Below are 12,112 nucleotides of genomic sequence, written 5' to 3'. Positions count from 1 at the left end.
AGGTCAACTCCTTCGTTCTTCGGCAGGGCCGAGATCTTCGCACTCCGCGGGCGCGGTCGGCCGGGTGACGTGCACGTCATTGTGAATCCGGGCCTGCGGAAGCTGCTCGCGCACCACGGTTTCCATCTGCTGCTTGCGCTGCTCGCTACTCACTTCACCGCCAAGCACCACGACATCGCCGCGAATGGTCACGTGCACACCGAGTTCGGCGGTGCGCGGATCTTCGGCGAGTGCCCGGCGCAGATGGGCGACGAGGTATTGCGGTTGCTCCATCTACTTCGCCTTTCCGATATCGGTGACGCCGAGATCCTCGAGCAGGCCGAGGAACGCCCGCGCGTAGGGCGACTCCTTGGTCTTCTCGCGCACAACCGGCCAGTCCACCTGCTCGCGCAATGCGCGCGCGATGTGCAACAGCGGGCTCAGGTCCAGCCGGTGCGCGTCGAACACCAGCAGTTTGTCCACCATCAGATCGGTCGCGCTGACCACCGGCGCGGTGGTGGGGCCGACCCGCATGATCTCCGCGCGGTCGAGCAGGTCGTCGGTCACTTCCCGATTGTTCGGCCGGAAGATCACGTCGATCAGGACGTCGCGGTCATAGACCTTGCGCAGCCAGTCCTCCGGCGGGTCGCAGGCGCGTAGCCCCGCCTGAATGAGCGCCTTGACGGCCCGGTCGGTATCGGCCGGTTTGACGAAGATATCGACATCGTGTTCCGTGGTGGGCCCGCCACGTGCGTACACCGCGCAACCGCCGGCCACCGCGAACCTGATGTCGGTGTCGGACAGGGTGTTCACCGCGCGAGTCAGCGCGTGTAGCAGTTCTTCCATGGTCGCCACCATGCTGCGGTGGTACCCGGCGCGCACCTGGTTAATCGTGGCCGAATGGGGTAACCGAACAGGTACCGGAATCGCCCGTAGGGCCAGGTCGGGGGCGTTCGTACGCTGAGTAGCGTGTCGCGCGCCGGTTGGATCAGGAAGAGGCAAGACGCGGATGGCCGAAGATGGGGCCGTCTCGGCAAGCGAGAGAGTCGACCGGAAGGCTGCTCGGGCTCGAAGTGACGAGGCGTGGAATCGGGAAGCTCGTGGTGAAACCGAAACCGAACGGCTCGACCGCAATTGGAGCAATCTCATCCAGGAACTGCGGGTGGTGCAGACCGGTGTCCAGTTCCTGATTTCGGCGCTGTTGATCGTGCCGTTCCAGTCGTCGTTCGCGGCACTGTCGCAGACGCAGCGGGTGCTCTATCTGATCACTCTCGTCGCGGCCGTCGGGGCGACGGTGTTTCTGGTCGCGCCGGTCTCCTGGCATCGCATTCTGTTCCGCCGACATCGCCTCGGCAATGTGGTGGCCGCGGCGCACCGGTGCGCGATGGCCGGAATCGGCTTGCTCGGCATCTCGCTGACCGGGGCCTTGGTGCTGGTGATGAGCATGGTCGCCGGGACGGTCGAGGGCGTGATCGCCGGGGTGGCCGCGGCCGTGTTGTTCCTGGCGGCCTGGCTGGTCACCCCATGGTTCTGGCGTGGCCCGAGCCGGACCGACGCCGGGGACACCTGAGCGGGCCGTCCTCGGTCACTGCGCCGAGACGACTTCCCCGGCGTGTGCGGGCGCGGCCCGGTGGTAGGCGGTCAGCGTGTCGATGGCGATCTGATCCCAGGCGTAGCGACTCGCGGCACGTTGGTACCCGGCCGCACCCCAGGTGTCGCGCAGTGTCCGGTCCGCGAGCAGCGGTCGCACGGCCCTGGCCACGGCGACCGGGTCCGGCGGCGCGATAAGCCTGCCGGTGACGCCGTCGACCACGGTGTCGAGCATGCCGCCGACCGCGGTGGCGATCACCGGCTTGCGGCACGCCATCGCCTCCAGCGGGACCATCCCGAACGGCTCGTACCACGGGGTGCTCAGCACCACATCCGCGGACCGGTACCAGCGCGGCAGCTCACTGCGGCGGACCTGACCGAGCATCCGAACCCGTTCCTGCACACCGCAATCCACTGCGACCCGGCGCAGTCGCCGACCTTCGCTGTCGTCGGCGACATCGTCGCCGACCGGTCCGCCCGCGATCACCAATTCGGTGTCCGGCAGGTCCGGCAGCGCCTTGATGGCGACATCGAATCCCTTGCGCGGCACCAGCTTTCCCACCGAAAGCAGGCGATGCCTGCGGTGTCGCTGTTGGCGTTCGGCAGCTGGGCCCTCTGGCGTGAAGGTCGAAAGGTCAACGCCGCTCGGCACGATCGAGATCCGGAACCGGGGAACTCCCATCCTGGTCAGCTCCACCACCTCGTCCGAACAGGTCGCCACGATGTGCGCCGCGCGCCCGGCGATCAGCCGTTCGAAGCGGATTCGGGAGCGTGGACTGGTGTCGGCGAGGCCTTGGTAGCGGCGCCGCACGGTGCCGAGGGCGTGGAAGGTGACCACCACCGGGATACCGTGTGCCCGGGCGGCCAGCTCGGCGGCGAGGCCGGACATCCAGAAGTGCGCGTGCACGATGTCGGGCGTATCGAGTCCCCACTGTCGTTGCAGGAAGCTGCCGAAATCGCCGAGATGCGGCAGGCTGTGGTCCTTCGGCAGCGGTTGGGCAGGCCCGGCGGGCACATGCACTACTCGATAGCCCGCATCGGTGATCAACTCCGGCAGCAGATTCGGCGCATCGCGGCGGGTGTACACGGTGACCTCGTGCCCGCGCCGCGCGTAGGCCGCCGCCAACTCCGCGACATGGATGTTCTGGCCGCCCGCGTCGGTTCCGCTGAGCCCCGCCAGTGGGCTCGCGTGCTCGGAAACCATGGCAATCTTCACGATCTGCTCCGTTCTCACCACGGGTGACGGACATGCGGCAGCGCTGCGCGGTGCCCGCGACCAGGCATCGCGTGACATGTTCTGCATTCGGATATGTCCCAGTTATGCCCGTGCGCCGGCGAACGAAACCCTTGACCCCACTTCGTGATACGCGGCGGTGGTCAGATCATCGACACGATGATCCCGATCGCCACCGCGGTGAACACCGCCACGAGAAGCACCGTCGCGATGATCGCGGCGACGCCGGTGCCTGGGAAGTGATGGCTGGTCGATGGCTCGGGCGCGGACAGCCCGGACGTCTGTGCGGTCTCCGGCGGGGTAGAGCCGGGCGGCACCCCGCCGCCCTGCTCGAGGTCCGGTGTCGTGGCGGGGTCGGGATCCATGGTGGCCATCGCGCTCACTCCCCGTCGTTGCCCGGTGATTCCGGGGCATTCGGCCGGCTGCCGTTCTTTTTGCGATAGAGGACGACGGCGCCGACGAGCACCGCGATCCCGATGATCACCAGAATTTCCATATGCAGGGCGTACCCGGTCTCGAGACAGTCAATCCGCGATGGTTTGCCCGCCGAGATTGCGGGCAGTCGGCTACCTAAGACTTCTGCGGGCCGCCGAACAGCAGCGGGGGACCTGCGGTTTTCGGCTGAATTTGTGACATCGACGACGGGCCGTGCCACACTGTAGGAGGTTGAGACTACAGCCGACCCCGGTTCGACGCATGGCGCCCCACACCCGCCGGAGAGCCGGTCGATGGGATCCGTAGTGACAGCCGATTCGCAGCGCTGCGACAGCTGCTCGCTCCCTTCCCTCGTCGACCGTCTGTCGCGTAGAACTGGATTCCCCCTCTACGGGAGGTCAGTTATGTCCGCTAGTTCCGCTCTGCATGAGCACGCCGAGGGCGTGCACCGGAACGGCTCGAGGCCGGGACCTCACGACAGTCAGTCCTGGGCACAGCGCGTCGATCGCCGCCACGAATGTGTGGTGGTCCGCGTTGAAGGCGAATTGGACGCCGTCGCCTGCCCGGATTTCTTCGCCACGGTCGAACAGGCGGTCCGCTCGAACTGCCACGCCGTGGTGATCGATCTCCGCGCGGCGAGATTCCTGAGCTTGCGAGCCGCTTCGACACTGGGCGCGGTAAAACAACGAGCCGCGTGTGAAGGGACCGACGTGCGAATCGTCGCCGGGCGGCAGGCCATCGAGCGGTCGCTCGAGGTCTCCGGCGTACGACCGCTGTTCAGTCCCTATCCGTCGATGCGAGCCGCACTCGACGCCTGAGACACACCCGATCCGCCGGCGTCGCCGATCTCGGCGTGGCGCGGAGTGATCTGCTCGCGTGCCGCACGCCGACGACGGATACTTGCGCTGTGACTGAAATTGGGCCGGTCCAGCCCGAGGATGCTCTCGCGCTGGACCGGGTGATCGGATTAGGGACGCCGCAGAGTGTCGGTAGCTTTCGGTTCTGGTTCGCCGACCAGCGTTGGGAATGGTCCGACGAGGTGGCCGCGATGCACGGTTATTCGCCGGGTAGCGTGGTACCGACCACCGAACTGCTGCTGACGCACAAGCATCCCGACGATCGCGCCCAGGTGGCCAACGCGCTGGCCAAGTCCATCGACGAGGGCGACCCGTTTTCCAGCAGGCACCGGATCGTCGACACCGCGGGCCACATCCATCACGTCATCGTCGTGGCCGACCACCTGTTCGATGACGAGGGCCAGGTCGCCGGGACCGCGGGCTACTACATCGACGTGACCGACACCCTCGAACATCACCGGCAGGAAGCGCTCGACGACGCGCTGCCCGAATTGTGGGCCTCGCGCGCGGTGATCGAACAGGCCAAAGGGGCGGTGATGCTGGTCTACGGTGTCAGTGCGGAACAGGCGTTCCGGGTGCTCAGCTGGCGTTCGCAGGAGACCAACATCAAGCTGCGCGCCCTGGCCTCGCGGCTGGTCGCCGACCTCGACGCGCTGACCGATTCGACCGTCGGGTTGCGTACGAAATTCGACCACTTGTTGCTCACCGCGCACGAGCGGATCCCGGCCGGCTGATTCCGCGCGGACGTTTCGCGAGTGCCGCGGCGGGTACGACGGTAGAGATGAGGAGCGTCGCGGCCTCGCAAGTTGTAGCCTGCCGCGGTGCTGGGCAGCGGGCGGCCCGCAATACCCCGGATCGGGCGGTGACGTGACGGCTCCGGGTCGGCTGCGAGAGCAAGGTGGTGATGGGCATGGGGGAATGGACTTCCCGATCCTCTACGGAAACAACGACAATCGGCGTCCGAATCCCCGCGCAGTTGGAACAGCTGACGATGCTGCGCGCGCTCGCCGAAACCGTCGCTCTCATCGCCGATTTCGCCCTCGATGAGGTCACCGATATTCGTCTCGCGTTGGACGAGGTCGCCACCTCATTGATTCTGGACGCGGTGCCCGGCTCGAACCTCGACTGCGAATTCACCTACGACAGCAGGCAAATGTTCGTCCACGTCGCCTCGGTGGCCACCTCGGAGTCGGTGGTGGGGCAGGCCGGTTTCGGCTGGCATATCGTGCGGACGCTGACCCATTCCATCGCGGCCGCGCAAGCCCCGTTCGACGGGGTGATTTCCGGGTATCCGACTGTGGTCGACTTCAGTTGGGTACGAGGGGCATCGGATGGCGGGTGAATCGAGATCACGCGGCGATAGCTACGACAATATCGAGCCCCTCTTCGAAAAACTCGCCGCCCTGGACGAGGACGATCCGCGCCGCGAGGGGATGCGGGAGGAGCTGATCGGCCGGTGCCTGCCGCTGGCCGAGCACATCGCGCGCAAGTTCGCAGGGCGCGGCGAGAATTTCGATGACCTGTTGCAGGTCGCGCGGCTTGGCCTGGTGCAGGCCGCGGACCGGTTCGATGTCACCCGGGGATCGTCGTTCCTGTCTTTCGCGGTGCCGACGATCATGGGCGAGGTACGCAGGCACTTCCGCGACAACACCTGGTCGGTGCGGGTACCGCGCCGCACCAAGGAGATTCAGCTCAGCATCGGTGCGACCGTCGAGGAGCTGTCGCAGCGGCTCGGCCGGATGCCGCGCGCCCGCGAAATCGCGCAGGAACTCGACGTCGACATCGTCGAGGTGACCCAGGCGCTGATCGCGGGCAACGCCTACCAGTCGTCGTCCATCGACGCGGTGGCGGGCGACGACATCGAGAACGCGCCGCTGCCGCTGCTGGAGAGCCTCGGCGAGGAGGAACCCTCCTACCATCTGGTGGAGGACTACCTCGCCGTTCGCCCGCTGATCGAAGAGCTGCCCGAACGTGAGCGGCAGGTGCTGATCATGCGGTTCTTCGAGTCCAAGACGCAGAGCCAGATCGCCGAGGTGCTCGGTGTCTCCCAGATGCACGTCTCACGGATTCTGTCGAAAACCTTGAATCAGTTGCGCGATCAGGCATTACGCGACTGATCCTGATCGCGTCGCGAGATCGCTTGCCGTCAGAGTGGATTCGGCGGGGTGGGGTCCGTCGGCGGGAACGGGCCGCCGGGGTCGGGGATCGGCGGGATCGGTCGCGGGCCACCCGGATCGGGCGGGGCGGGTGCTGGATCAGGGCCGGGCACCGGTGGTACCGGGTCCGGCGGGGCGGGTGCCGGATCGGGACCGGGTATCGGCGGAACGGGGTCGGGATTGGGGTTCGGGCGCGGCGGCACCGGGTTCGGAGTGGGTGGGACCGGGTCAGGGTTCGGGGTAGGTGGGACCGGGTCGGGGTTCGGGGTAGGCGGAACCGGACTGGGCTCGGGGGGCACTGGACTAGTCATCTGTATTCCTCCTCGGTTGGGCGTTACCCACCCGCGCCCCGGCGAATCAGCCGCGATCGCTGGCTCGTTGCGGGTGACTCGGCTCACAGCCGCACCGCTCGTCGGCATTTCCGGCGGCGATCTGCCGGAAATGGCAGTCGTGTGACCAACTGCCGGTTTGCACGAAGTCGAGGTCGGGTACGTGAAGAGAAGCCGGACATACGATGCCGATGGCTCAGGAGCTCGTTTATGAACGACCACCGACTACGCACCCGGAATCCGTACGCCGGATCGGGAAGCGCGACGTCGCCACAATTTCAATCGCTCGAGCGGATGGACGCCACGCGCCTCGGGACTTTGAACCGGACGCGCGTCACCAGGAATCACGACATCATCCGGCAGTGGGCGGAGCGGCGCGGCGCGCGGCCCGCCACCATGCCCGGCAGTGAATACAACGGGCGACTGGGCGTGCTGCGCTTCGACTTTCCCGGATACGGCGGCGCGGTGCTGCGACCGGTGGATTGGGACGAATGGTTCGCCACCTTCGACGCGCGCCACCTGCATTTCCGCTACCAGGACCGGCGCCCCGACGGGACACCGAGCAATTTCAACCGCCTGGAACGCCCGACTCGCGAGGACCACTGAGCGCTGGACGCGCCGAGCGTCGGGCTGATCTAGCGCCGGACTGACCTTTCGAAGGGCTCTGTGACCGAATGGACGGTCACAGAGCCTTTGCCGTGTGTACAGCCCGATTTATCCCTCGGCCGGGTTGAGGCTCGCGGGCAGCAGGCGCGGCAGCACCGCGGCGCCCGCGGTGGCCGCCACCGCCGAGCTGGTGGCGATGGTCCAGCCAACCGGGCCGAGCGGAGTGCAACCGAAGTAGTGGCAGAGACCGGGCGTCATGACCACCGCGCCGAGGACGGCGCCGCTCGCCGCGATGGTGAGCCAGACCAGCGGGCTGTGCCGACCGGAGATGAGCGTCTGGCCGAGCTGGGTGCCGATCAGCGCGACCAGACCGATCGTCTCGGCGCGACGCTTGGTTCCGGTGTAGCGGCCGAGCGTCCAGGCGATGGAAGCGCCGGTGGCCGTGGCGATTCCGCGCACCGCAAGGGTGCGGAGCAGGTCGCTGCCGAGCTGGGCGGGCGGGATCTCGGCGAGTTGGGCGGCCCGCTGTTCGGCTTGCGCCTGTGGATCGTCGGCGGTGTCCGGATCGAGCCCGGTGCCGTCGGGGGAGAGCGCCAGCGCCATCGCGGGGAACATATCGGTGAGCATGTTCACCAGCAGGAACTGCCGTGTTCCGAGCGGGGCCTGTCCACTCACCCCGGTTCCGTACAGCGTGAATGCCACCTCGCCCGCGTTGCCGCCGACCAGCACGCCGACGGCGTCGGTGACCCGCTGCCACATGCCGCGTCCCTCGACGAGCGCGTGCAGCAGCGCCAGCGGATCCGGCCGGGTGAGCACGAGGTCGGCGGCATTGCGTGCGGCGGCCGAACCGTGGGCGGCCATACCGATGCCGACGTCGGCGGTGCGGATGGCGGCGGCGTCGTTCGCGCCGTCGCCGGTCATGCCGACCACGTGACCGGCGCGGCGCAGCGCGGCGACGATGCGCACCTTCTGCTCCGGATCGACCCGCGCGAACACAGTGCTGCGCTCGATGAGGTCGGCCTGGGCGGATTCATCGAGCCGATTGAGATCCGCGCCGGTGGCGACCGAACCGACCTCGATACCGAGTTGCTCGGCCACCGCCGCAGCGGTCGCCGGATGATCACCGGTGATCATTCGCACACTGATTCCGTTGCGCTGCAAGGCGTTCACCAACGGGTAGGTCTGTGGCCGCGGCGTATCGGCCAGCCCGAGGAAGCCGAGCAGGGTGAGTTCTCCGACCGCCCCCTCCATGTCGGCGGGGGTCTCGGACAGATCGCGGCGGGCGACCACCAGCACGCGCAGGCCCTGCCGGGCCAGATCCTGGATCACCCGCTCGGCACGCTCGCGGATCTCGTCGGTCAGCGGCACCGGTTCACCCTGTCGCACCCGGGTGCAGCGCCGCAGCACCACCTCGGGGGCGCCTTTGACCACCAGGCGGAGCCGGTGGGTGGTGTGACCGAGTGCGGCGGCGTAGCCGCGGTTGGATTCGAACGGGATCTCCTCGATCGGATCCCATTTGTGGGCGTCGTCGCCGAGGATCTCCGCGGCCTCCAGGACGGCGCGGTCGGTGGCGTGCACGACCGGGCCCTCGGCCGGATCGGGGCAGGCGCGGGCGGCGGCGCGCAGCAACCTGCGGGCGTCGTCGGCATCGGCGTCGGGGTTCCACTGCTCGTTCAGGTCCGCCACCGTCACCAGGCGTAGCCGTCCCTCGGTCAGCGTGCCGGTCTTGTCGAAGCACAGGGTGTCGACCCGGCCGAGCGCCTCGACGGTGCGGCTGGCCCGAACCAGCACACCGTGTCGGGACAGGCGCCGGGCCGCCGCCAGCTGGGCAACCGTGGCGACCAACGGCAATCCTTCCGGCACCGCGGCCACCGCGACCGCGACTCCGTCGGCGATGGCGGTGCGCAGCAGCCTGCCGCGCAACATCCCCAGCACGGTGACGACGCCGCCGCCCGCCAGCGTGAGCGGCAGGGCGCGATCGGTCAGCTGCCGCAATTGTGCTTGTACACCACCCTTTTCGGGCGGCATCGCACCCGCGGTCGCCCGCCCGGCCTGGGTGTCGTCGCCGACCGCGACGACCACCGCGAGCCCGGTCCCGTTGACGACCGTGCTGCCCTCGAACACCATGCAGGCGCGCTCGCCGAGCACGGCGCCCGGCGTGGCGGCGGTCCGCTTGGACACGGTCACCGATTCGCCGGTCAGGCCGGACTCGTCCACCTCCAGATCTTCGACGCGCAGCAGGCGCGCGTCGGCGGGGACCACGTCACCGGCCCGGACCAGCAGCAGATCACCGACCGCGAGCCGATCGGCGGGCACGACGTTCTCGCCCCCGTCGAAGTTCTGCACCGCGTCGCGGCCGACCAGGCGACCGGTGAGCTGTTCACCCTCCAGCAGCCGATGCAACGCACCCTCCGCCCGCTGCCGTTGCCGGGCCGACACGACCGCGTTGACCGCGAGCACCGACGAGAGCAGCACCGCGTCCGACGGCGCCCCCAGGATCGCCGTGGCGACGGCGCCGACACCGAGAATCGGGGTGAGTGGATCGGCCAGCTCGCGGCGTAGGTGGTGCAGGAACGATGTCATCGGAACCAGTGGCGTCAGTGCGCCGATGCGGCCCTGCCCGCCCGGTTCCGGACGCTCCTCGACCGGACCTGGATCGGGCAACCGGCTCAGCACTTCGCCTGGCTCGAGCGCGTGCCATGGCAGCAGTGGTGCCAGCACCGCGGGTGGCCGCATCCTGGCGACCCGCCAACCGGTGAGCGCGCCGTTCAGCACGCCGGTGTACTGCGCGGCGGTCATCGGTGACAGCCGACCCGCCGCGCCGGGTGCGGCGACGAGCAGTAGGCCGCCGAGTGCGCACGCCGACAGCGCCAGTGACCGGCCCCGCTCACTCACCTGCCGGGCGGGCGTGATCGCGGCGAGTACCCGGTGCACCTGGGTCAGCTCCCGGCAGACCACATCGGCGCTCCACGGCACCTGTGCTTCGCCGTTGTCGCGACTCACCAGGCCGATGGCCACATCCGCCCAGAACATGGCCTTGTGCGCCCGCGGACTCAGCACGGCTACCGCATGCCCGTCCTGCTGCAAGCCCTGGACCAGTTTGCTCAGCGACACCCCGTTGGAAATGAATTCATCCGCCAGCGCGCACAATTCGGCCGCATCCTGGCCGCCGACCAGGATCACCCGCAGACCCGCGTTGCGCGCCTCGCTCAGCACCGCGTGCGCGCGGCGATCGAGCTCGCGGCCGACGAGCACCCGTCCGACGGTATGGTCGCCCTCGCGCAGCTCGCGCCACACCGGGCGCAGCGTGGCGCCGCGGTCCCGGGTTCCGGTGCCGGGGTGTACCAGGCGGAGCTTGCTCTGCCGCGCGTCCGGTTCATCGGCCGAGGCCCACAGCAATCGTTGGGCGGCGCTCCATACCCGCGCCGCGGGCCACTCGTCGCCGCCCTCCGCATCCAGCACCATCCGGCGGCTGGTCAGCAACGCCTCCCCGTCGATCACCAACGCGGACAATCGGTCCAGCCGCCGCCACATCGCCGGATGCAACGTCAGCACTCCGTCGCGGGAAAGGGCGGTGGACACGGTGGCGGCGAACACCTCCCGGCCCGCCCTGGCGGCCTTCGGCGCACCGAGTGCCAAGATATCCGCGGACCCGGACAGGCCGCGGCCGCCGAGTGCCGCGGCCACGGCACCGACGGTCGAGCCGGTCGCCGCTTCGTCCGCGACGCGTTCGACCGGCCCCTGCGGCAGGGTGCCCGGCCGGGTGTACGGCGGCAGCGGATCGGACACCGCGGCGGCCGGGCGCCGGCTCAGCGCGGGCTCCCACTGCTGCCACTGGAGGTGCCTGGCCACCGCCTCGGCCAGGGTGAAACTGCGTTGCGCGGTGTCCGCGACGAGATTCGCCACGCCCTCGGACGCCTGGGTACCGAACGCGTTGCCGACCGCGTTCGCGATGCTGAGCAGCAGGTCGGCTCTGGTACGTCCCAACCGGTGTTCCAACTGCCTGCGCAGCCGCGGCTGGGTATCGACGACGGAAGCGACCGATCGCAACATCCCGGCGGGGCCGCGCAGCGGCAGCACCGCCCCCGCCGTCGACAAGGCGATCGCGCAGATATCGCCCGCGACCTGAATTCCGGCCGCCAGCAACGGTTCCCGGTCGGCCGGGTATTCGACCGTGCGGCTCCAGTCCAGGTCGTCGACGTGGGTCTCGGCCTCGACCTCTTCGATGGCTTCGAGCAACTCGGGCAGGTCCTCGGCGCCATCGGCCAAGGCGGCGACCACCCGCCCGGTCACCGCGTTGACCCGCCACCAGCGCACATCGCCGCGGCGGTCCAGCTTCTTGGCCAGTGCCCGCGCGACGGCCGCGCTCTTGCTCGACGCCAGCCCGCGGACCTCCACCGTCGCCCGGTCGTCGTGCAGCGCGACCCGCCGCTGGGACCGTTCGGCGTGCGGATCGACCAGCGCGGCAAGTTCCTCGCGCAACGTCGTCTCCGGCCCGGGTTGCAGCAACGCCAATCCGTCCGCCGCGGCGTGCGCGCCGGACTCCAGTGCGTGCAGCGGCGCCTCGACCGCCTTCGCCCCGGATTCGAGTGCGTGCAGCGGCGCTTCGGCCACTTTCAACCCCACGCCGACGGTCAGCACCGCCCCGGTCTTCGCCGCTTTCACCATCGCGCTAGCGGGCGCCTCCAACCACCACGGCGCCCGTACGTCACCTACCGAAAACCCCATACCGGGCAGCTACCCAGGGCCGATTGCCGCAAACAGTTTCGAAAGAGACTGTGCCAGGGATTGTTTCATCGGCTCGGTGGCCGGAGCGTGACGTGCCCGACCCGGTGAGACAGATGAACAGCTCGCAAAGAGAATGTGTCGGACATCACGTAACGGTTGCGTAACGACTCCCGCGGGACCAGTGTGGAGGAGTAGCCA

13 protein-coding genes are annotated in these 12,112 nt (G+C 68.8%); 6 read left to right on the top strand and 7 right to left on the bottom strand.

Translation table 11 applies throughout. The features are described from left to right. Positions 1-3 precede the first annotated feature (3 nt). On the bottom strand, positions 4-273 hold the full coding sequence (locus KV110_RS25510; protein ID WP_218469808.1) for a BON domain-containing protein: 270 nt from the start codon (positions 271-273) through the stop codon (positions 4-6). After that, entirely contained in the window at positions 274-861 is a 588-nt protein-coding gene (locus KV110_RS25505) for a nucleotidyltransferase family protein (RefSeq protein ID WP_246633965.1), read from the bottom strand. 127 nt (positions 862-988) lie between these two features. On the opposite strand from KV110_RS25505, the gene KV110_RS25500 reads away from it, so the two are divergent. Further along, the gene (locus KV110_RS25500; RefSeq protein ID WP_218469807.1) at positions 989-1,549 is read left to right on the top strand and encodes a DUF6328 family protein; all 561 of its coding nucleotides are present in this window, start codon (positions 989-991) and stop codon (positions 1,547-1,549) included. A gap of 15 nt (positions 1,550-1,564) precedes the next feature. Here KV110_RS25500 and KV110_RS25495 read toward each other — a convergent pair whose 3' ends face one another. The 3 genes from KV110_RS25495 to KV110_RS25485 all read right to left on the bottom strand — a co-directional run bounded on the left by KV110_RS25495 (position 1,565) and on the right by KV110_RS25485 (position 3,299). Beyond that, positions 1,565-2,785: a glycosyltransferase gene (locus tag KV110_RS25495; RefSeq protein ID WP_218469806.1), complete on the bottom strand. Its 1,221-nt coding sequence runs from the start codon at positions 2,783-2,785 to the stop codon at positions 1,565-1,567. A 161-nt stretch (positions 2,786-2,946) separates the two neighbouring features. Beyond that, a complete protein-coding gene (locus KV110_RS25490; protein WP_218469805.1) occupies positions 2,947-3,177 on the bottom strand; it encodes a DUF6480 family protein in 231 nt (76 codons plus the stop codon). 5 nt (positions 3,178-3,182) lie between these two features. Beyond that, a complete protein-coding gene (locus KV110_RS25485) occupies positions 3,183-3,299 on the bottom strand; it encodes an LPXTG cell wall anchor domain-containing protein (RefSeq protein ID WP_218469804.1) in 117 nt (38 codons plus the stop codon). A gap of 232 nt (positions 3,300-3,531) precedes the next feature. Between KV110_RS25485 and KV110_RS25480 the strand changes: the two genes are divergently transcribed. The 4 genes from KV110_RS25480 to KV110_RS25465 all read left to right on the top strand — a co-directional run bounded on the left by KV110_RS25480 (position 3,532) and on the right by KV110_RS25465 (position 6,212). Beyond that, positions 3,532-4,056 carry an STAS domain-containing protein gene (locus KV110_RS25480; RefSeq protein ID WP_343224122.1) on the top strand — a complete coding sequence of 175 codons (525 nt, stop codon included), beginning with the start codon at positions 3,532-3,534 and terminating at the stop codon, positions 4,054-4,056. 89 nt (positions 4,057-4,145) lie between these two features. Further along, positions 4,146-4,829 carry a PAS and ANTAR domain-containing protein gene (locus KV110_RS25475; RefSeq protein WP_393539783.1) on the top strand — a complete coding sequence of 228 codons (684 nt, stop codon included), beginning with the start codon at positions 4,146-4,148 and terminating at the stop codon, positions 4,827-4,829. A 176-nt stretch (positions 4,830-5,005) separates the two neighbouring features. After that, positions 5,006-5,437, top strand: coding sequence for an ATP-binding protein (locus KV110_RS25470; protein WP_218469802.1), 432 nt, complete (start codon positions 5,006-5,008; stop codon positions 5,435-5,437). Beyond that, positions 5,427-6,212 (top strand): SigB/SigF/SigG family RNA polymerase sigma factor, encoded by a 786-nt coding sequence (locus KV110_RS25465; RefSeq protein ID WP_218469801.1) that lies wholly within the window; start codon positions 5,427-5,429, stop codon positions 6,210-6,212. Before KV110_RS25470 ends, KV110_RS25465 begins: the two co-directional genes overlap by 11 nt. 29 nt (positions 6,213-6,241) lie before the next feature. Here the strand turns inward: KV110_RS25465 and KV110_RS25460 are convergent, their stop codons facing one another. Beyond that, positions 6,242-6,562 (bottom strand): hypothetical protein, encoded by a 321-nt coding sequence (locus KV110_RS25460; protein WP_218469800.1) that lies wholly within the window; start codon positions 6,560-6,562, stop codon positions 6,242-6,244. A gap of 228 nt (positions 6,563-6,790) precedes the next feature. Here KV110_RS25460 and KV110_RS25455 point away from each other — a divergent pair, with 228 nt between their 5' ends. Then, entirely contained in the window at positions 6,791-7,186 is a 396-nt protein-coding gene (locus KV110_RS25455; RefSeq protein ID WP_246633963.1) for a hypothetical protein, read from the top strand. Between the two features lie 108 nt (positions 7,187-7,294). Here the strand turns inward: KV110_RS25455 and KV110_RS25450 are convergent, their stop codons facing one another. Continuing rightward, positions 7,295-11,914 carry a cation-translocating P-type ATPase gene (locus KV110_RS25450; RefSeq protein WP_218469799.1) on the bottom strand — a complete coding sequence of 1,540 codons (4,620 nt, stop codon included), beginning with the start codon at positions 11,912-11,914 and terminating at the stop codon, positions 7,295-7,297. Positions 11,915-12,112 lie beyond the last annotated feature (198 nt).

The sequence above is a fragment of the Nocardia iowensis genome, from assembly GCF_019222765.1.
Lineage (GTDB): Bacteria > Actinomycetota > Actinomycetes > Mycobacteriales > Mycobacteriaceae > Nocardia > Nocardia iowensis.
Note: the sequence above shows the minus strand (reverse complement) of the source record. Positions and strands in the feature narration are given on the sequence as shown.